Source organism: Rugamonas aquatica (assembly GCF_009380215.1).
Classification (GTDB): Bacteria; Pseudomonadota; Gammaproteobacteria; order Burkholderiales; family Burkholderiaceae_D; genus Rugamonas; species Rugamonas aquatica_B.
Genome location: NZ_WHUG01000005.1, coordinates 174,958 through 194,160, shown reverse-complemented (window position 1 = coordinate 194,160; position 19,203 = coordinate 174,958). Strand labels below are relative to the sequence as shown.

Below are 19,203 nucleotides of genomic sequence, written 5' to 3'. Positions count from 1 at the left end.
GATGATCTCGTCCGCCTTTGCCCAAGTGCTGGCCGCAGGCCGCCCGGAATTCAACCGGCGCGCGGCCGAGGCGCGGCGCCGCTATCCGAGTTTCGATGCGCAGGCCTTCGCGGCGTTGCTGGAGAGCGGCGTCGACGGCGTGGTCCAGCTGGCGGCCGTGCATGCGCCCGACCGCAGCGGCGGCGTGGCGATGGCCGCCTATGATGTCGCGCTGGAGCTGGTGGGACAAGGACAGGCCGGGCCGTTGATCGCGCAAGTCTGGCGCGAGCTGGCGACGTGTTATCCGGCGCTGCTGCTGGCGCAGCCGGCGCGCCTGCTCGGCATGCTGACCAACGCCGCGCTGCATCTGGAGCGTAGCGGCGTGGCGCGCCCGGCGCAATGGCTGGCGCTGATGCAGGCATTGGCGCCGCAGATCGACGACTGGCAGCAACTGGAAGCGGTAGGCCAGATCTGCGCATGGCGTTCCGGTCTGGCGCACTTCCGCACCGGCGCGCTCCAGGCGGCGGACGCATTGCCGGAAGCACTGGCGCTGGCGGCCTTCGGCTCCATCCAGGGCGGCTGGCAGGCGCTGCGCACCGTGCTGCTGGCCGATCCGTGGTGGACGCCGGACCCGGCCGAGCGGCAGCGCGCGCAACAAGGGCGCGAGTTCGGTGGCTTCAGCGGCTTCGGCGGCGCTTTCGCGATGCCGCCGCAAGTCCGTCCGGCCGCCGAAGGTTTCTGGGTACGCAGCGGCGACCGCTACGCCTTGCTGGTTGCCGATGCCTGCGGCGCCGTGCTGCATGGCGCCACAGCCGACGAATACGAGTACCTGCAAGAGCCGACGCCGCGTGGCGCGGTCAGCCTGTCCGGCCAGCGCCTGACGCTGGGGCAGCGCCAGATCGAACTGGATCTGCCGGCGCAGGGACTGGCGGCCACCGCGAACCAGCACACGGTCGCCGTGACGTCGGCATACAGCCACTCCATTCTGCTGTTGCCGTTGCGATGACGGCCACGCTGATCGCACAATGGCAGGCGGCCTGGCCGCAGGCGCTGGAAGCGTGGAGCCGGTTCACGCGCCTGCGCGACGCCCGCCTGTGTGCCAGCACGGTGGAGGCGGCGCGCGAAGGCCTGAGCGGCAGCTTCGCGATGATACGGCTGCTCGATCAAAGCGTGGTGGTCGACATGCAGGGCGTGCAGGAGCTGGGCCTGAACGACTACGCGGTCGAGATCCTGGCGCACGAGATCGGCCACCACGTGCTGGCGCCGGCCAGCGCGACCGACCAGTTCCGGCTGCTGGCGCGCATCCGCCGCGCCTTGCCCACGCTGGAGAAGCACGCGCCGATGGTGGCCAACCTGTACACCGACTTGTACATCAACGACCGCCTGCAACGGCAGGCCGGCCTGCGCATGGCCGACATCTACCGCATTCTGGAGCAGGGCCGCGCGCCGGCCGATCCGGCGTCGCGCAGCAAGGTGTGGCTGCTGTACATGCGCATCTACGAGAACCTGTGGCAGCTCGCCAAGGGCGCCCTGGGCGGCGCTGGCGCCGACGATGCGACCGACACCGATGCCTGGCTGGGCGCGCGCCTGATCCGCGTCTACGCCAAGGACTGGATGGACGGCGCCGGCAGGTTCGCCACGCTGCTGCTGCCTTACCTGGTCGACAGCCAGAACCAGGAGGACGAGTTCCGCCGCATGTTCGACACCAAAGATGCCGCCGAAGGCTGTGAGCCGAGCGGCGGACAGCAGATCGAAGCGGGCGAAATGGAAGATGCCGTGCACCCGGTTCAGGACAGCCGCATCTCGGGCCTCGACGAAACGGGCAAGCCCCCAGACGACAAGGCTGCCGCAAGCAACAGCGCCGGCCAGATGCGCGAACCATACGAATACGGCGAAATCCTCAAGGCGGCCGGCATCAAGCTCAGTGAAGAGGATATCGCCGTGCGCTACTACCGCGAACGCGCGCTGCCGCACCTGATTTCCTTCCCCCGCACACCGGCGCCGCAGTCCGACGAATTGCAGCTGGAAGGGCTGGAGCCGTGGCAGATCGGCGATCCGCTGGACCAGATCGACTGGCTGCAAACCGTCATCCAGAGCCCGCGCCCGATCCCTGGCGTGACCACGGTGCAGCGCTCCTATGGCCGCGAGGCTGCGCCACGGCGCAAGCCCGAACCCATCGACCTTGACCTGTACGTCGACAGTTCGGGATCGATGCCCAACCCGCGCCAGCAGACTTCCTACCTGACGCTGGCCGGCGCCATCATCGCCTTGTCCGCACTGCGCGCCGGGTCCAGCGTGCAGGTCACGCTGTGGAGCGGCAAGGACGAGGTCATTGTCACCAAGGGTTTTGTGCGCGACGATGTCAGCGTGCTCAAAGTGCTGACCGGATTTTTTGGCGGCTCCACCTGCTTCCCGATTCCCCAGCTCCGGCAAACCTACGAGAAGGCCCGGCTGCGCCGCACGCACATCCTGCACATCTCCGACGACGGCATCACCACCATGTTCGAGCCGGATGAACGTGGCAACAGCGGCTGGGACGTGGCCGCGAGGGCGCTGGCCGTGGGCGACGCAGGCGGCACGATGGCGCTGAACCTGCCCTCCGGCTGGGAACAGTTCGGCGACGACGACTGGCGCAGCTCCGCCTACAAAGTGCTGCGTCAGGCGAAGGAACAGCAGCAGTGGGAAATCCACGCGATCGCGCAGTTCGAGGACTTGGTAGAATTCGCGCGCGCCTTCAGCCGCCGGCACTACGCGCCCAAGTCCCCGCCAAAGAAAAAGAACGCATGATGGAACATACCGGTCCCGCCCTTGAAACGCTGACGCACCGCCTGTCCGATACGCCGGCCGAATTCCTCGACGAGCCGCGTATCGGCGTGGCAGGCACGGTGCACGTGGCCGCGCTGGTCAACGATCTGCTGAAGATGCAAGGCAAGCATGCACCTGCGGCGGCGCTGGAACGCTTTGTCGGCGCCGATGCGCGGCGCGACCGCAACCGGCTGGCGCTGGTGATGATCGCGGCGTGGCTGCTGGCCGATGACTGGTTCCTGTCGGCGCAACTGGCGCAGCACAAGGTGCTGGCGCTGCTCGACGGCGCGCTTGGCGAACTGGCGCAGGCGACTGCGGCGCACAAATTCGTCCACGATCCCGACCGGCGCGAGGAGCTTGTGCGCGTGACGCTGGCGCGGCTGGGCTTCCGGCCTGCCGGGGAGACGGAGGCGCAGGCCACCGACCGCCTGTCCGGCATCAGCGGCATGGAGCGCAAGCGCCTGCTGGAAGCGAGCCGCGCGGCCGAACGCCGCGCCGCCGAGATTCGCGAAGCGCTGGCCCGCAAGGCTGCCGAGGAATCGGCCGACAAATGGTCGCGCGAATGAGTGCAGGCATGGCGATCCCGGATGAAGAAGAACGCTTTCCCACGCTGACGCCTGCGGGGCGGGGCATGCTGGAGTTCTTGTGCGAGCATCCTGCCGCGCCGTTCTACCGCAACCAGAGCGGCAACAAGCTGCTGGCGCATGAGGTGGAGCAGGTGCGCCGGTTCGAGTACGATGTGGCGCAGGCCACGGTGGGCTGGCCTTCGGATGGCAAGCCGGATTGGCTGGATGCGTTTATCCGCTCCGCCTTCGACACGGTGCCTTACTATCGCCAACTCGGCTCGCCACCCAAGATCTTCGAGGATCTGCCGACGCAGAGCAGGGCTGCGCTGGCGGCCGATATCACGCCCTTCGTGCCGGATACCGTGGAGATTGCGCGGCTGATTAATTTTCGCACCACCGGCACGACCGGCCATCCCTTGCTGATCGCATCGCATCCGGTGGTCGCGGCGCGCTACCTGGCGTTTCACAAGCGCGCGTTGAAGCGCTTCGGCGTCGAGCTGCGGCACGGCAGCGGGCAGGTGGGCGTGGTGCTGCTTGGCCATCAGCAGCGCTGCTTCACATATGTGTCGGTGACGCCGACGATGGGCGAGTCGGGGCTGGCCAAGATCAATCTGTATCCCGACGAATGGCGCCATCCGGACGACCGTGCGCGCTATTTGGACGCGCTGTCGCCGGAAGTCGTCGCCGGCGACCCGATCTCGTTTGCCGAGCTGCTTGAACTGCCGGTGACGATGAAGCCGCGTGCGCTGTTGTCGGTGTCGATGCTGTTGCTGCCGGCATTGCGGGCAAGGTTGGAACAGCGTTTCGGCTGCCCGGTGCTGGACATCTACTCGCTCAACGAAGTCGGCCCGGTTGCCGTATTCGACGCGCAGGCCGGCGGCCACGTACTGCTGCAACCGGAACTCTATGTCGAAATACTCGACCCGGACGGCAAGCCGCTCGCCCCCGGCCAGCGCGGCGAGATCACGCTGACGGGCGGCTTCAATTTCTGCCTGCCGCTGCTGCGCTACCGCACCGGCGATTATGCATCGCTGTCGTTCTATGCCGATGCGCCGGTCCTGGTAGGGTTGTCCGGCCGCTCGCCGGTGCGCTATCTCGCGTCCGGAAACTGGATAAACAATATCGACGTGACGCACGCGCTGAAGCATCTGCCGATACCGCACTTCAGCGTGCACCAGCGCGCTGATGGCGTCGTGGTGCTGCGGCTGGCGCAGGCCCATACGGCGCTGGGCGCCGACGCGCGCGCCGCGCTGGAGGCGCTGTTCGGCGCGGGCGGCGTGCTGCTGGATGTGCCGGCCACCGACGACAAGACCGTTCAATATACTTCCGCCCTGGATGGCGCTCACGCATGAAGCAATTCAAGACCGGCCTGGTGGTCGGAAAATTCAGTCCGCTGCATCTGGGCCATGAACTGTTGATACAACGCGCCGTGGACGCTTGCGACACAACCTTCATCATCAGCTATTCGCTGCCGGAGCTGCCGGGCTGCGAAGCGGGCAAGCGCGAACAATGGCTGCGCGCGCGCTTTCCCGGTGCGGTCGTGCTGGTGGTAGACAAGGATGTACCGCACAACGATGACGACGCGTTGATACACCGCCGCTTCTGCGCCAGTCTGTGCGTGGATGTTTTGGATACGACGGTGGAAGCGGTCTTCACCAGCGAAGACTATGGCGACGGTTTCGCCCTTGAACTGGGCCGCTGCTTCACCGAGCGCACAGGGCGGCCGCACACGGTGCGGCATGTGAACGTGGACCAGGCGCGGAGCGCTGTACCTGTGTCCGGAACAATGGCGCGCAGCGATCCGCATGCGCATCGCCGGTTTTTGTCTGACGTGGTCTATGCCAGCTTTGTCGACAGGGTCTGTATTCTCGGCGGGGAGTCGAGCGGCAAGACGACTTTGGCCGCCGTCCTGGCCGAGCGGCTGGACACGGCCTGGGTGCCCGAGTACGGCCGCGAGCTGTGGGTGGCACAAGACGGCGTGCTCAATTACGAGGACATGGCCCGTATCGGCCGCACGCAGCTGCAACGCGAAGCGGCGGCGCGCCTGCAGGCCAAGCGCTTTCTGTTCTGCGACACGTCGCCGCTGACCACCTTGTTCTATTCCCGTGAGATGTTCGGCCGCGCCGATCCTGCATTGGAGGCGATGGCCGACGCGCCATACGAGCGTTTCTTCCTGTGCGCGCCGGATTTCGACTTCATCCAGGACGGCACCCGCCGCGATGTCGATTTCCGCCAGCAGCAGCACCGCTGGTACCTGGATGAGCTGTCCCGCCGCAAGCTGCCCTACGTCTTGCTGACCGGCTCACTGGAACAGCGCATCACTGACGCCGTCGCCCAACTGGGCTGAACTTTTCCCGTCGCTCGCGGTCTCCTCATGAGGGAGGGATACATCATGACTGCGACATACGAAGACGACATGGCCGAGTGGGGGATGGAGCAGGTCGCCTTGCTGCGCTCGGGGCAATGGGCATTGCTCGATATCGAGCACATCGCCGAAGAAATCGAGGACATGAACATCAGCCACCGCCACCAACTGGCGCACCGGATGGCGATCTTGATGGCGCATTTACTGAAATGGAAGTATCAGCCAGACCGGCGCGGCGGCAGCTGGAAAAGCACCATACGCAACCAGCGAGACAAGGTCGACCGGCTGCTCATAAAAATGCCGAGCTTGCGGAAGCTGTTGGAAGATCCCGAGTGGGATAGGGACGTCTGGGACGATGCGGTCGACCTGGCTGGCCGTGAAGCCAATTTATCCGGCCTGCCTGAAGTCCGCATATGGGACTTCAGGCAGGTTTTATCGGCGGATTACTTGCCGTCGTAAGTCACGCGATACACGCGGCCGCCGTAGTCGTCGGACACGACCATCGAGCCATCCGGCAGCGTCGCCACATCCACCGGCCGGCCGACCACTTCCTCGCCGCGCAGGAAGCCGTCGATGAAGGCGGTGTCGGTGACGACCTTGCTGTTGTACAGCGTAATCAGGCGCACGCTGTAGCCGCTCTTGGTCGAGCGGTTCCACGAGCCGTGCTCGGCGATGTAGACGTTGTTGCGATAAGCCTCGGGGAACTGCTTGCCGGTGTAGAAAGTCAGCCCCAGCGGCGCCACGTGCGGGCCCAGCTTGGCAACCGGCGGCTCGAACTCTTCGCAGCTGCGGCCCTTGGCGAAGTCCGGGTCCGGCACCACGCCGCCGTGGCAATAGGGGAAGCCGAAATGCATGCCGGCCTTGGGCGCCACGTTCAACTCGCAGGATGGCGTGTTGTCGCCCATCTCGTCGCGGCCGTTGTCGGTGAACCACAGCACCTTGGTCGCCGGATGGAAGGCGAAGCCCACCGTGTTGCGCACGCCGCGCGCGTATTCTTCCAGCTGGCTGCCGTCGGCGTTCATGCGGTAGATTTTCGCGCTCTTGGTGTCCTCGACATCGCACACATTGCAGGGCGCGCCGACCGGGATGTACAGCTTGCCGTCAGGCCCGGCCTTCATGACCTTCTCGCCGTGCCATTTGTCGTTGGGCAGGCTGACCTTGACTACTTCATAGGATGGCTTCTGCGCATAGCGCTGGTCGATTTTGTCGAAGCGGATTACGCGGCTGATCTCGCCGACGTACAGCGCGCCGTTGAGCAGCGTGACGCCGATCGGATTTTCCAGCCCTTCGGCGACAGTGACGACATCGGCCGTCTGCTTGTCGGCGCGCGGCACCAGTGCGTACACCTTGCCAGCCTTGCGCGAACCGACGTAGACGATGCCGCTGTCCGACACCACCATGCTGCGCGCGGTGCTGACGTCATTGGCGTAGACGCTGATGTGGAAGCCCTTGGGCAGCTTGAATCCGCTCAGGTCGGGCACGCTCTGCTGGACCTTGGCGGCCGCCGCTGCGGCCACTGTGGCCGGCGATGGCGCGGCGGCCGGCTTGCCGGCGTTGGCGGCGATCAGGTCGGCCAGCAGCGCGATCTGGCTGGCGTTCAGGGCTGGCGACCAGGCCGGCATGTCCTTTTCCGGCACGCCCTTGCTGATGATCTTGATGAGGTTGGCCTTGGTCGGCGCCCCGTGCAGCCAGTTGTGCGCGCGCAGCGTGGGGCCGACGGCGCCTTCCATCCTGCTGCCATGGCAGGCGGCGCAGTTGGCTTGATAAAGCTTTTCCGCGGCGGACAGCGCCGGCTCGGCCGCTTGGGCGGTCAGCGCGGCGGCGGCCAGGCAGGCGAGGGCGGCAAGGTGGAGGGCAGGAGATTTCATGGACTGGTCCTTGGTCTGGGCGAACCGGTATTGTGCCAGTCCCTGCCGGGAATGACCACGCCTGCCCGCCGCCCTGTCTTGCTCAAGGTACAATGCCGTGCCCTTCAACCCATCCCAATTCCATTCATGATTAAAATCTGTGTGGCAGGCGCGTTGTGCGCCATGGCCGCTTTCGCAAATGCCCATATTTTCGACGACTGGAACAAGCCGGTCGAGCCCTTCCAGATCTATGGCAACAGCTACTACGTCGGCGTGGCCGGACTCAGCTCGGTGCTGGTGACGTCGCCCCAGGGCCACATCCTGATCGACGGAGCGTTCCCCGATTCGCCCGAACTGATCGCCGCCAGCATCCGCAAGCTGGGCTTCAAGCTGGGCGACGTCAAGCTGATACTGAGTTCGCACGATCACTGGGACCACGCCGGCGGCATCGCCGAACTGCAGCGCATGACGGGGGCGGCGGTGGTCGCCAGCCCGGCGACGGCGGATGCGCTGAAGCGCGGCAGCATGGGCGAGGACGATCCCCAATTCGCAGGCAATACGCCGTATCCCAAAGTGCCCGAGATACGCACGGTGCGCGATGGCGAGGTGGTCAAACTGGGGCCGCTGGCCATGACCGCGTTGTACACGCCGGGCCACACGACGGGCGGCACCAGCTGGACCTGGAGCGCCTGCGAACAGGGGCGCTGCGCCAGCATCGTGTTCGCCGACAGTATCAACCCGGTATCCAGCGACGGCTACAAGTTCAGCGCCCATCCGGCGGTGCTGAAGCAGTATGAGCAAAGCTACGCGGCGCTGGACAAGGTGGCGTGCGATATCGTCGTCTCCGGGCACCCGGACTTCACCGGCATGTGGGACAAGGTCAAGAGCGGCAAGCCGCACGCCTTGCTCGACGGCGGCGAAGGCTGCAAGGCCTACGTCCGGCAGTCGCGCGAGAAGCTCAACAAGCGTCTGGCAGAGGAGGCAGGCAAATGATCGTCGATTTCGATGTGGCTTACGAAGGCCACGTGCTGAAGGGCGACCAGTTCGTCGGCGCAGACAGCAACCGCCTGATGTACCTGCACGGCGCGGGTACCGGCAGCCGCCATGGTCATCATTTGCTGCGCGCGGCCTTGCAGCAGCGGGGCATAGGCAGCACCAGCTTCGATTGCATCGGCCATGGCGACACCGGCGGCGCGCTGGCGCAATCGTCGGTGGCCAGCCGCACGCGCCAGGCGCAGGCGGTGGCCGAGGCGCGCGGCGTGCCGCAGCCGCTGGCGATCGTGGGCGCCAGCATGGGCGCCTACAACGCCGTGCGCATGACGCAAAGCCATCGCGTCGATGCGCTGGTGCTGATCGTGCCCGGTGTGTACACGCCGTCGGCCTACGAAGTACCGTTCGGCCCCGAGTTCTCGGCGGTGATACGGCGTGAGCGCAGCTGGTCCGACAGCGACGCATGGGATATCCTGTCGCGCTTCGAAGGCCGGCTGCTGGTGATCGCCGCCGAGCATGACGCCACCATCCCGCTGGAGATTCCACAGCGCCTGGTCGCCGCCGCGACGCGCGCGCAATCGAGCCGCCTGCATGTGGTGCAGGGCGCGGAGCACAATCGTCTGTGGTCGCTGCTGGCGGAACACCCGCCCAGCTTCGAAGCGGGCGTCGATATGGTGGCCGATACGGTGAATGGCGGAAGGCAGTAGGAGTCGAACTTACAGGGGAGCGTCTGACGCCCCCCACCGGGTTTGAAGCCCGGCCCCATCACCGGATGAGTATGCCTTCCGTGGTACTACTCTCCACTGTACGACCAGACCGCGTCTGGCCGTATCAGGTGGACGTTGCCCACGCGCCGAGTATAGCCGACGCGATCGAAGAACTCTAATATCTGTATGGCCCGCTTGCGCCCCAAGCCGGCGGCGTCGCGGAACGACGACGCCTGCACTTCGGGCAGCGCCGTCACCAGCTCCGCCAGTTCGGCCAGCCGCAAGGGATGGTAGAACAGGTCGGGCACCACCTGGCTGAGCTCTCCCGTCCTGGAAAGCTTGAGCAGCAGGCGCCGCACCTCCGCCTCCGGCAGCGCGTGCGCGCGCGACAGGTCGCGCACCCAGGGTGGATCGAAGCGGCCCTCCAGCAGGGACGTCAACAAGGGCGCGGCCTGCGCCTTCTCCGTGTCGCTCAATTCGGCGCTGTGGCCGGGCAGGTGCAGGCTGCGTCCGCGCTGCCTTATCCGGTCGCCGCCGATCAGTGCGTCGATCAGACGGCTCCACAAGCGGTCCTCCATCTCGGACGCCACGATGCGCTTGAGGCGCCCCCGTTCGGGGCCTGCATCGTCCGGCGCGCGCTCATGGAACACGGCCAGGCCGTTCAGGATGCGCGCTTCCAGCGCCTGCACTTCGGCCGCCGCCAGCAGCAGCCTGTCGCCGCCTTGCAGGGCGATGTCGATGGTATCCGGCGGCAGCGCGATCCGGTCCGCCGGCCGCTGCGACAGCCGCACCAGCGCGGACATGCGCAAGCCGAGCGGACTGCGCGCCAGCAGCGCGCCGATATCGCCGCCGGCGATAAAGTCGGACAAAGCCTGCAGCCACGCCAGCCGCGCCGCACTGCGCCGCTTGCGTGCCGGGCCGAAGGGATCGAGCACCACGCCGCCGCCGATGGTGGCGGTGGCCTGGGCGTTGCGGATCACGAAGCGGTCGCCGGGAACGGCGTGCACCGGCGCATCCAGCACCAGCTGCACGCGGGCGGTCTGCCCTGGGACCAGAAGGTCGCCGTCCAGCAGCACCACGTTGGCGGTGCGATGCGCCGCGCCCAGGTGCACATGCAGCGGCGACCAGGACTTCAATGGATGGCCGCAGTCCGGCATCAGCGTCAGTTCGGTGTCGATGCGTTCGGAGCAGTCGGCGAGCGCCGGCGCCACCACCCAGGCGCCGCGTTCGATGTCCTCTTTCGCCACGCCGCCCAGGTTCAGCGCCAGGCGCTGGCCGCCATGGCCGGTGTCGGCGCTGCTGTTCTGCGCGTGGATGCTGCGCACGCGGGCCTGCTGGCCGCCCGGCGCGAGTTGCAGCATGTCGCCGGCGCGGACGCTGCCCGCCAGCGCGGTGCCGGTGACGATGGTGCCCTGACCCTGCAAGGTGAACACGCGGTCCACGCCAAGGCGGAACAGGCGCCGTTCGTCGCCGGCCGGCAGGGAGGCCGCCATCTCCGACAGATGCCGCAGCAGCGCATCGACGCCCGTGTCGCCGGCAGCGGCGGCGTTGGTGCGGAAGATCCGGGCGCCGCAAAAATCGGTGGACGCGAGCAGCGCCTGGATATCGCGTTCCACCTGCTCCACGCGCTGCGTGTCGACCCGGTCTATCTTGGTCAGTGCCACCGCGCCGCGCCGCACGCCCAGCAGCCGCAGGATGGCGAGGTGTTCCAGCGTCTGCGGCATGATGCCGTCGTCGGCGGCGATCACCAGCAGCGCGGCGTCGATGCCGGTGACGCCGGCCGCCATGGTGCGGATGAATTTCTCGTGGCCCGGCACATCGATCACGCCGAGGATCTCGCCGCTTTCCAGCGGCGCGTAGGCGTAACCGAGTTCGATCGAGATGCCGCGCGCCTTCTCTTCCTTCAGCCGGTCGGTATCGACGCCGGTGAGCGCGCGCGTCAGCGTGGTCTTGCCGTGGTCGATGTGGCCTGCGGTGCCGACGATCATACGGCCAGCAGCGCCAGTTGATCTGTGAAGCGCTGCTGTTGATGGTCGTCCAGGCAGCGCAGGTCCAGCCACAGCGCGTCCTGCGCGACGCGGCCGATCACCGGCAGTGGCAATGCGCGCAGGCGCTGTTCCAGCACGCCCAGCGCATTGCTGACGCGGCCCGTTGCGGCGGCGCGTATCACCAGGCCGTGGCTGGGCAACTGGTCGACGGGCAGGGCGCCGCTGCCGATCTGGCTCATCATCGGTTCGGCGCTGACTTCATAGCCTGCGCCCAGCGCCGCCTGTAATGGCGTCAGCAGCGCCTGCGCCTGTTCGCGCATGGCGGCGGTGGGGCGGGTCAGCAGCTTCAGGGTGGTCAGGCGTTCCGGCAGCAGGTCCGGCGCGCGGTACAGCGCTAGCACCGGCTCCAGCGCAGCCAGCGTCAGTTTGCCGACGCGCAGTGCGCGCTTGAGCGGATTCTTCTTGATCTGTGCAATCAGATCGGCGCGGCCGACGATGATGCCGCACTGCGGGCCGCCCAGCAGCTTGTCGCCGCTGAAGGTGACAAGATCGGCGCCGCCTTCTATGGTCTCGCGTACCGTGGTTTCGTGCGGCAGGCCGTATTGTTCCAGGTCGACCAGCGTGCCGCTGCCGAGGTCCACCGCCAGCGGGATGTGGTGCTGCTTCGACAGCGGCGCCAGCTCCGGCAGTTCGACGCTTTTGGTGAAGCCGGTGATGGCGTAGTTGCTGCAATGGACCTTCATCATCAGCGCGGTCTGCGGACCGGCGGCTTCGGCGTAGTCCTTCAGGTGGGTGCGGTTGGTGCTGCCCACTTCGCGCAGCACGGCGCCGGCGCGGGTCATGATGTCCGGGATGCGGAAGGCGCCGCCGATTTCCACCAGTTCGCCGCGCGAGACGATCACCTCCTTGCCCTGGGCGATGGTGTTCAGCATCAGCAGCACGGCGGCGGCGTTGTTGTTGACGATGGTGGCCGCTTCGGCGCCGGTCAGCTCCAGTAGCAGTTCTTCGATCAGGTTGTCGCGGTCGCCGCGCTTGCCGGTATCGATATCCCATTCAAGGTTCATCGGCCAGCGCAGCGCCTCGGCCACGGCTTGCACCGCGCTGTCGGGCAGCAGGGCGCGGCCAAGGTTGGTGTGCAGGACGGTGCCGGTCAGGTTGAAGACGGGCCGCAGCGGCGAACGGTTGGCGTCGCGCAGGCGTTCGGATAGCATGGCCAGCAGGGCGGGGATGCTGGTGTCGCACGTTGCGGCGACGGGCACGCCGTCACGGCGGCCGGCCAGCAGGACGCTGCGCAGTTCCGCCAGCAGCGCGCGCGCCGCTTCCAGCGTTTGCACGCGGCCGTATTCGGCGATCAGCGGACCGCATGCGGGGTCCGACAGGATCAGGTGGACGGCGGGCAGGTGGATCGCGCCTGCCGCCGTAGACGCGTGGGCTTCGGCGCGCGCAGGCGAGGCGGTGTCCGGCTTGGCGCTCATTCGGCGTTGAACCACAGCAGAGGGTTGCCGCTGGCGCGCGCGTAACCCAGTTCGCCGACCAGCAGATCCAGCGCCAGGCTGGCCAGATCGTCCGCCAGCGGCTCGACGTTGTAGTCGTGTTCCTGATTGAAGATCTTGCGGTAGGTACGGCAGTCTTCGCAGGTTTCGGCGCGGGCGACCTTGCTAGGGTCATTGGCCTTGCTGGTGTTCTCGGGCGCGGAGTTCGCATCGGCTGGCTCCAGGCTCTGGTAGGCGATGCGCGAGGTATGTTCGCAGCACGAGCACTTGACCCGCACCATATGCCATTCGCTCGCGCAGCAGCTGCACTGCAGGTAGCGGTAGCCCTGCGACTGGCCGCCGATGCGGATCACGCTGGCCACCGGATGCGCGCCGCACACGGGGCAGAGGGTATTCGTCACCAGCGGCTGCACGCGTTGCGCATCCAGCTGGCCGGCGCGCATGGTCCACATCACCTGCAAGGCGGCGGCGACGAACGGCGCGTGCAGCGGATGCACGCTGTCGGTCAGCTCGGCCAGCACGGCGTCGGCGCAGCCTTCCAGTTGCGCGCTTTCCAGCCCGCGCAGCTCGGCCAGTACGGCGGCAATCTGCGGCTGGCCGTCCGCCAGCGTGTCCAGTTGATCGAGCAGGGCGTCGAACACCGCGCGCCACGACGGCGGCCGCGCCCCGCTGACCGGCAGCGGCGGCATATTGTGTTCCAGCGAGACATCGATGTCCGCCGCATCGGGCAGCGCGAAGGTTTCCGCCGGAAGGGCATGCGCCACGGCGGCCTGCGCGTCCACCAGCGCCGCCATCAGCAGCAGATAGCCGCGCAGCGTTTCGCCGACGGGGATACCTTTGATTTCATTCTTGGCAAGCTGGCGAAGGCGGGCGGCGCGCGCCGTGAAAAGGCTGCGCGGTTGCGGCAGCAGCAGGCGTGGTATGGCGTTGTGATCGAGCGCTTCGATCTCGCCGGGGGCAAGCAGACGTTGGACCAAGATGTCTCCCAGATTGCCGGCGGCGACAGCGCCGCCGGCCCGAAGACTATTCTAATCCTAAATTGCCGGGCTAATCACGCGATTTGCGGGCGACCTCCTCAAACCAGCGCGGATGATGTTTTCGCGCCCAGCCATAGGTGACGGTGCCGCGCACCATGGCGCCGATCGAGCCCTTCACCCACAGGCCGGCGTAGATATGGACCACGATGGAGCAGATGATGACGAACGCGCAGAACGCGTGCAGCAGCGCGGCGAAGCGCACGATCTCGATGGGGAAGTAGAACGCAAAATACGCGCGCCAGATCACCACGCCGGACAGCAGCAGCCCGCACATGCAGAAGATCAGCACATAGAACAACAGCTTCTGCCCGGCGTTGTAGCGGCCCGCCTTGGGCAGCTTGTCCTCGCGGTTGTTGACTACATCGCCGATCTGCTCCAGCCACTGCCTGTCGCCCGGTTCGAACTTGTTGTGGTGCCAGAAGCGTACTACCAGCAGCGCGAACGACACAAACATCACCAGTCCGATAAACGGATGCAGGATGCGGGTCCACTGGCCGCCTCCCAGGAACACGGCCAGCCACGCCGTCGCCGGATGGAACATCGCCAGCCCGGACACCGCCAGCAGGATGAAGCAGATGGCGGTGATCCAGTGGTTGCTGCGCTCATTCGGCGTGTAGCGCGCGATCAGCGGGTTGCCGTCCTTGTCGCGATCAGGTGCGTTCATTTTTCGCTCTCCCGGATACGGTTGGCCTCATGCAGCGCCTCGGCTTCCTCGTCCTTGCTGACCTCATTCGGCCCCACGCGTGAGTAGTGGAACCAACCCGCCAGCGCGGTGACGGCAATGCCGGCCAGCGCCAGTGGCTTGGTCAGGCCCTTCCACAATCCGACCATGGGGCTGATGCTTGGATTGGCTTTCAGGCCGTGGTACAAGCCCGGCTGGTCCGCATGGTGCAGCACATACATCACGTGCGTGCCGCCGACGCCGGCCGGATCATACAGGCCGGCGTTGGCGTAGCCGCGCGACTTCAGGTCTTCGATGCGCTCGGCGGCATGGTCCTTCATGTCCTCCTTGGTGCCGAAGACGATGGCGCCGGTGGGGCAGGTCTTGACGCAGGCCGGCTCCTGGCCCACGGCCACGCGGTCCGAGCAGAGCGTGCATTTGTAGGCGCGGTCGTCCTTCTTCGAGATGCGCGGCACGTCGAACGGGCAACCGGCCACGCAGTAGCCGCAGCCGATGCAGTTCTCCTGGTGGAAGTCGACGATGCCGTTGGTGTACTGGACGATGGCACCCGGCGCGGGGCAGGCCTTGAGGCAGCCCGGATCCTCGCAGTGCATGCAGCCGTCTTTGCGTATCAGCCATTCGAGGTTGCCGTCATTGGTCTCGTGTTCCGAGAAGCGCATCACGGTCCACGATTGCGGCGACAGGTCGATAGGGTTGTCGTAGACGCCGGTGGTCTCGCCGATGTCGTCGCGCAGGTCGTTCCATTCCATGCAGGCGGTCTGGCAGGCCTTGCAGCCTATGCACTTCGACACGTCGATCAGTTTGGCGACGGTGCCGGTGACGGGCGTGCGCGCCACCGGCTCCTGCACCGTCGTCGCCGACATGCGCTTGATATCAAGGGATTGCAGTGCCATGGTTATTCTCCTCGGGCCGTCATGCTTTTTCCACCTTCACCAGGAAGGACTTGAATTCCGGTGTCTGTGAATTGCCGTCACCAACCGTCGGCGTGAGGGTGTTGATCAGGTAGCCCGGTTTGGTGACTCCCTTGAACCCGAAGTGGATAGGCAGCCCGACCTGGTGGGTCTTCTTGCCGTCGATGATGAGCGCCTTGATACGCTTGGTGACAACCGCCTTCGCCACGATATGGCCCCGTTTGGAGCTGACCTTGACGCGGTCGCCGTGCGCCACGCCGAGCTCCTTGCCCAGCTCCTCGCCGATTTCGACGAATTGCTCCGGCTGGATGATGGCGTTCAGGCGCGCGTGCTTGGTCCAGTAGTGGAAGTGCTCCGTCAGGCGGTAGCTGGTCGCCACGTGCGGGAACTCCGCCGCCTTGCCCAGCTTCGCCCTGTCGTTCGGGAACATGCGGCCGGCCGGATTGCTGGTGGCGCGCGCGTTGGTCGGATGCAGCGGGTTGTGGCCGATCGGCGTTTCGAACGGCTCGTAGTGCTCGGGGAACGGTCCCTCGGCCATGGCGTCGCGCGAGAAGAAGCGCGCCACGCCCTCGGCCAGCATGATGAAGGGCCCCATGCCGTTCTCCGGCGGCTCGTCTGCCTTGAAGTCGGGGATGTCCGGTCCGGCCCAGTTGGCGCCGTTCCAGCCTATCAGCTTGCGGGTGGGATCCCAGGGCTTGCCTTTCGGGTCGCACGAGGCGCGGTTGTACAGGATGCGCCGGTTGGCCGGCCAGGCCCAGGCCCAGTTCAGCGTCTGGCCGATGCCGCTCGGGTCGGAGTTGTCGCGCCGCCCCATCTGGTTGCCTGCCGAAGTCCAGCAGCCGGCGAAGATCCAGCAGCCACAGGCCGTGCTGCCGTCGTCGCGCAGTTGCGCGAAGCCGGAAACCTGCTCGTTCTTCTTCAGGATAACCTTGGTGGGATCCTTCGGATCGGTGAGCTCCTTCAGCGCCTTGCCGTTGTACTCCATCGCCAGTTCTTCCGGCGTCGGGCTGTATGGCTTGGCGTAAGGCCAGGTCAGGTTGACGATAGGATCGGGGAACTTGCCGCCGTCGGCCTGGTACGCATTTTTGATGCGCAGGAAGATGCCGGACATGATCTCCAGATCGCTCTTCGTCTGCCCCGGACCGTCCGCGCCTTGCCAGTGCCATTGCAGCACGCGCGAGGAGCTGACCAGCGAGCCGCGTTCCTCGGCAAAGCAGGTGGTCGGCAGGCGGAATACCTCGGTCTGGATCTTGGTCGGATCGACCTGGTGGAACTCGCCGAACGGACGCCAGAACTCCGCCGTTTCGACGGCCAGCGGGTCCATCACCACCAGGAACTTCAGCTTGGACAAGGCTTCCGTGATCTTCTGCTTGTCTGGCGCCGAGGCCAGGATGTTGAAGCCCTGGCAGATGTAGCCGTTCATTTTCCCTTGATGCATCAGCTCAAACGCCTGCATCATGTCGTAGGGCTTGTCCAGCTTGGGCAGGTAGTCGAAGGCGTAGTTGTTTTCCTCCGTGGCCGCATCACCCCACCAGCACTTCATGAAGCTGACCAGGAATTTCTTCGCGTTGCTGTAGTAGCTGAGCTGATTCGGACGCAAAGGCTTGAGCGCGCGCTTGGCGGCGTAGGCCTCGAAGTCCTGTTCCGCCTCGCCGGGCAGCGTCAGGTAGCCGGGCAGCATATTGGTCAGCAGCCCCAGGTCGGTCAGGCCCTGGATGTTGGAGTGGCCGCGCAGCGCGTTCATGCCGCCGCCGGCAATGCCGATATTCCCCAGCAGGAGCTGCACCATGGCGCCGGTGCGCAGCGTTTCCGCGCCGGTGGAGTGCTGGGTCCAGCCCAGCGCATACAGGATGGTGGCGGCGCGGCCCGGAACGGCGGTCGACGCCAGCATCTCGGCGACCTTGTGGAATTTCTCGGGAGGCACGCCGCAGGCTTTCTCCACCATCTCCGGCGTGTAGCGCGAGTAGTGCTTCTTCATCAGCTGGTACACGCAGCGCGGGTGTTCGAGCGTGGGGTCGATTTTGGCGTAGCCGTCGTCGCCCATCTCGTAGTTCCAGCTGCTCTTGTCCGTGTACTTGCCGGCCTTCTCGTCCCAGCCTGAATACAGGCCGTCGTTAAAGGCGAAGTCCTCACGCACGATGAAGGGCATGTCCGTGTAGTTGCGGACGTACTCGTGCTGGATCTTGTCGTTCGTGAGCAGGTAGTTGATGATCCCGCCGAGGAAGACGATGTCCGCGCCGGTGCGGGTAGGGACGTAGTAGTCCGCCACCGAAGCGGTGCGGGTAAAGCGCGGATCGACCACGATCAACTTGGCGCCGCGATGCGCCTTCGCTTCCGTGACCCATTTAAAGCCGCAAGGGTGTGCTTCCGCTGCGTTGCCGCCCATGACCAGGATGACATCGGCGTTCTTGATGTCCACCCAGTGATTCGTCATCGCACCACGTCCAAATGTCGAGGCAAGACCTGCCACCGTCGGACCGTGTCATACGCGTGCTTGATTGTCGAATGCCAGCATGCCCAGACTGCGCATGGTTTTGTGCGTCAGGTAGCCTACCTCGTTGGTGCCCGCCGACGCGCACAGCATGCCGGTGGTGGTCCAGCGGTTGACCGTCTTGCCGTCCGCCGTCTTGTCGATGAAGTTGGCGTCGCGGTCAGCCTTCATCAACTTGGCGATGCGGGTCAGCGCGTCATCCCACGACATCTTGCTCCATTCGGTCGCGCCGGGTGCGCGGTACTCGGGCACCAGCAGGCGGTTTTCGGAGTGGATGAAATCGATGAGGCTTGCGCCCTTCGGGCACAGCGTGCCGCGGTTGACCGGATGGTCGGCGTCGCCCTCGATGTGGATGATGCTGGCCTTGGCGTTCTTGGCGCCGTCGCCCAGGCCGTACATGAGTATCCCGCAGCCCACGGAGCAGTAGGGGCAGGTGTTACGGGTTTCGGTGCTGCGCGCCAGCTTGTACTGCCGGACTTCGGCCAGGGCCGTTGCCGGCGCAAAGCCGAGGAGCGCGATGCTCGAACCCGCGATGGTTGCGCCAGTCACCCGAAGGAACTGACGCCTGGTCATCTGGTTCATGGGGGAAGCCTCTCATAATATGAAAAGACCTACCAAGTCTATCACTATAAAAAAGAGAGCCTCGTAACGATTTGAATCAAACGTTGCGTTTGTGACAGTGAAGAGTTTCCCTGTGGATACAATCACCTCCTGCGAGGGGCTACACCGCTTTGCCGCAATCCTTGCACGGTCCGGCGCATTCCGCTGGACCGGCGCGCCGGGCGTGCTTATCGTGACTTCTTTACTTTTTAGTCACTTTGGAGCCCGTATGCGCATATTGTCTTCCCTTGCTTTTGTCGTCGCCGCATTGGTAACGTGCGTCGCACCTGCGCGCGCCGCCGACACTGCGCATGACGCCGACGTGGCGGGCATACGCCAGGTCGTGCAGCAGTTTCAGGCCGCGATCATCGCCCATGATGGAAAAACCCTGGGCAGCCTGTTCCTGCAGGACCACGATAGCTGGCTGGCGGTCGACGACACCGCGACCTGGAACGAGATCAAGGCGAAGTTCCCGACGGCGCGCAAGGTGCGCCGCTCGACCTGGCAAAAGTTCGTGGAGTTCGTCCAGACGTCTCCCCAGCCGATCGAGGAGCGTTTCTACGATGTGCGCATCGATACGAATGGCGCCGTCGGTTCGGTGTACTTCAACTTCGACTTCCTCTCCGGCGGCAAGATCAACAACCGTGGCGCGGAAAGCTGGCAGATGGTGTACACCGAAGACGGCTGGAAGATCAGCTCCATGCTGTTCTCGATCGGCAGCTAACACGTTAGAATTGCTGGT

16 protein-coding genes and 1 tRNA gene are annotated in these 19,203 nt (G+C 65.8%); 9 read left to right on the top strand and 8 right to left on the bottom strand.

The features are described from left to right. Position 1: 1 nt before the first annotated feature. Genes GEV02_RS14845 through GEV02_RS14820 form a run of 6 tightly spaced genes read left to right on the top strand, consistent with a single transcriptional unit; the run spans position 2 to position 6,174 of the window. On the top strand, positions 2-985 hold the full coding sequence (locus tag GEV02_RS14845; RefSeq protein ID WP_152838741.1) for a hypothetical protein: 984 nt from the start codon (positions 2-4) through the stop codon (positions 983-985). Beyond that, positions 982-2,766: a vWA domain-containing protein gene (locus tag GEV02_RS14840; RefSeq protein WP_152838740.1), complete on the top strand. Its 1,785-nt coding sequence runs from the start codon at positions 982-984 to the stop codon at positions 2,764-2,766. The genes GEV02_RS14845 and GEV02_RS14840 overlap by 4 nt, the downstream gene beginning before the upstream one ends. Beyond that, on the top strand, positions 2,763-3,350 hold the full coding sequence (locus GEV02_RS14835) for a hypothetical protein (RefSeq protein WP_152838739.1): 588 nt from the start codon (positions 2,763-2,765) through the stop codon (positions 3,348-3,350). The genes GEV02_RS14840 and GEV02_RS14835 overlap by 4 nt, the downstream gene beginning before the upstream one ends. A gap of 8 nt (positions 3,351-3,358) precedes the next feature. Then, on the top strand, positions 3,359-4,702 hold the full coding sequence (locus tag GEV02_RS14830; RefSeq protein ID WP_235922785.1) for an AMP-binding protein: 1,344 nt from the start codon (positions 3,359-3,361) through the stop codon (positions 4,700-4,702). Continuing rightward, positions 4,699-5,697, top strand: coding sequence for an AAA family ATPase (locus tag GEV02_RS14825; RefSeq protein ID WP_152838738.1), 999 nt, complete (start codon positions 4,699-4,701; stop codon positions 5,695-5,697). The genes GEV02_RS14830 and GEV02_RS14825 overlap by 4 nt, the downstream gene beginning before the upstream one ends. A 45-nt stretch (positions 5,698-5,742) precedes the next feature. Further along, positions 5,743-6,174, top strand: coding sequence for a DUF29 domain-containing protein (locus GEV02_RS14820; protein ID WP_152838737.1), 432 nt, complete (start codon positions 5,743-5,745; stop codon positions 6,172-6,174). Here the strand turns inward: GEV02_RS14820 and GEV02_RS14815 are convergent. Continuing rightward, the gene (locus GEV02_RS14815; protein WP_152838736.1) at positions 6,159-7,583 is read right to left on the bottom strand and encodes a PQQ-dependent sugar dehydrogenase; all 1,425 of its coding nucleotides are present in this window, start codon (positions 7,581-7,583) and stop codon (positions 6,159-6,161) included. The genes GEV02_RS14820 and GEV02_RS14815 overlap by 16 nt on opposite strands. A 162-nt stretch (positions 7,584-7,745) precedes the next feature. Between GEV02_RS14815 and bla the strand changes: the two genes are divergently transcribed. Then, positions 7,746-8,555 (top strand): subclass B3 metallo-beta-lactamase, encoded by an 810-nt coding sequence (gene bla / locus GEV02_RS14810; RefSeq protein ID WP_235922784.1) that lies wholly within the window; start codon positions 7,746-7,748, stop codon positions 8,553-8,555. After that, positions 8,552-9,259: an alpha/beta fold hydrolase gene (locus GEV02_RS14805; protein ID WP_152838734.1), complete on the top strand. Its 708-nt coding sequence runs from the start codon at positions 8,552-8,554 to the stop codon at positions 9,257-9,259. Before bla ends, GEV02_RS14805 begins: the two co-directional genes overlap by 4 nt. Here the strand turns inward: GEV02_RS14805 and GEV02_RS14800 are convergent. The 7 genes from GEV02_RS14800 to fdnG all read right to left on the bottom strand — a co-directional run bounded on the left by GEV02_RS14800 (position 9,244) and on the right by fdnG (position 18,443). Further along, positions 9,244-9,339 (bottom strand) — tRNA-Sec (locus tag GEV02_RS14800). The two genes, GEV02_RS14805 and GEV02_RS14800, sit on opposite strands and share 16 nt — an antisense overlap. 6 nt (positions 9,340-9,345) lie before the next feature. After that, the gene (gene selB, locus GEV02_RS14795) at positions 9,346-11,247 is read right to left on the bottom strand and encodes a selenocysteine-specific translation elongation factor (protein WP_152838733.1); all 1,902 of its coding nucleotides are present in this window, start codon (positions 11,245-11,247) and stop codon (positions 9,346-9,348) included. Then, positions 11,244-12,722 (bottom strand): L-seryl-tRNA(Sec) selenium transferase, encoded by a 1,479-nt coding sequence (gene selA / locus GEV02_RS14790; RefSeq protein WP_152838732.1) that lies wholly within the window; start codon positions 12,720-12,722, stop codon positions 11,244-11,246. Before selA ends, selB begins: the two co-directional genes overlap by 4 nt. Then, complete coding sequence (fdhE, locus tag GEV02_RS14785; RefSeq protein WP_152838731.1) at positions 12,719-13,717, bottom strand: formate dehydrogenase accessory protein FdhE; 999 nt, start codon at positions 13,715-13,717, stop codon at positions 12,719-12,721. Before fdhE ends, selA begins: the two co-directional genes overlap by 4 nt. 70 nt (positions 13,718-13,787) lie before the next feature. Beyond that, on the bottom strand, positions 13,788-14,441 hold the full coding sequence (locus GEV02_RS14780; RefSeq protein ID WP_152838730.1) for a formate dehydrogenase subunit gamma: 654 nt from the start codon (positions 14,439-14,441) through the stop codon (positions 13,788-13,790). Then, positions 14,438-15,352 carry a formate dehydrogenase subunit beta gene (gene fdxH, locus GEV02_RS14775; protein WP_070268843.1) on the bottom strand — a complete coding sequence of 305 codons (915 nt, stop codon included), beginning with the start codon at positions 15,350-15,352 and terminating at the stop codon, positions 14,438-14,440. The genes GEV02_RS14780 and fdxH overlap by 4 nt, the downstream gene beginning before the upstream one ends. Positions 15,353-15,371: 19 nt before the next feature. Next, on the bottom strand, positions 15,372-18,443 hold the full coding sequence (gene fdnG / locus GEV02_RS14770) for a formate dehydrogenase-N subunit alpha (RefSeq protein WP_152838729.1): 3,072 nt from the start codon (positions 18,441-18,443) through the stop codon (positions 15,372-15,374). A gap of 247 nt (positions 18,444-18,690) precedes the next feature. Between fdnG and GEV02_RS14765 the strand changes: the two genes are divergently transcribed. Next, positions 18,691-19,185 (top strand): nuclear transport factor 2 family protein, encoded by a 495-nt coding sequence (locus tag GEV02_RS14765; RefSeq protein ID WP_152838728.1) that lies wholly within the window; start codon positions 18,691-18,693, stop codon positions 19,183-19,185. Positions 19,186-19,203: the final 18 nt, after the last annotated feature.

Excerpts from the sequence above, each read along its gene's own strand:
- GEV02_RS14845 (WP_152838741.1), top strand. The coding sequence starts at position 2 with ATGATCTCGTCCGCCTTTGCCCAAGTGCTGGCCGCAGGCCGCCCGGAA.
- GEV02_RS14840 (WP_152838740.1), top strand. The coding sequence starts at position 982 with ATGACGGCCACGCTGATCGCACAATGGCAGGCGGCCTGGCCGCAGGCG.
- GEV02_RS14835 (WP_152838739.1), top strand. The coding sequence starts at position 2,763 with ATGATGGAACATACCGGTCCCGCCCTTGAAACGCTGACGCACCGCCTG.
- GEV02_RS14830 (WP_235922785.1), top strand. The coding sequence starts at position 3,359 with ATGGCGATCCCGGATGAAGAAGAACGCTTTCCCACGCTGACGCCTGCG.
- GEV02_RS14825 (WP_152838738.1), top strand. The coding sequence starts at position 4,699 with ATGAAGCAATTCAAGACCGGCCTGGTGGTCGGAAAATTCAGTCCGCTG.
- GEV02_RS14820 (WP_152838737.1), top strand. The coding sequence starts at position 5,743 with ATGACTGCGACATACGAAGACGACATGGCCGAGTGGGGGATGGAGCAG.
- GEV02_RS14815 (WP_152838736.1), bottom strand. The coding sequence starts at position 7,583 with ATGAAATCTCCTGCCCTCCACCTTGCCGCCCTCGCCTGCCTGGCCGCC.
- bla (WP_235922784.1), top strand. The coding sequence starts at position 7,746 with ATGGCCGCTTTCGCAAATGCCCATATTTTCGACGACTGGAACAAGCCG.
- GEV02_RS14805 (WP_152838734.1), top strand. The coding sequence starts at position 8,552 with ATGATCGTCGATTTCGATGTGGCTTACGAAGGCCACGTGCTGAAGGGC.
- selB (WP_152838733.1), bottom strand. The coding sequence starts at position 11,247 with ATGATCGTCGGCACCGCAGGCCACATCGACCACGGCAAGACCACGCTG.
- selA (WP_152838732.1), bottom strand. The coding sequence starts at position 12,722 with ATGAGCGCCAAGCCGGACACCGCCTCGCCTGCGCGCGCCGAAGCCCAC.
- GEV02_RS14780 (WP_152838730.1), bottom strand. The coding sequence starts at position 14,441 with ATGAACGCACCTGATCGCGACAAGGACGGCAACCCGCTGATCGCGCGC.
- fdxH (WP_070268843.1), bottom strand. The coding sequence starts at position 15,352 with ATGGCACTGCAATCCCTTGATATCAAGCGCATGTCGGCGACGACGGTG.
- GEV02_RS14765 (WP_152838728.1), top strand. The coding sequence starts at position 18,691 with ATGCGCATATTGTCTTCCCTTGCTTTTGTCGTCGCCGCATTGGTAACG.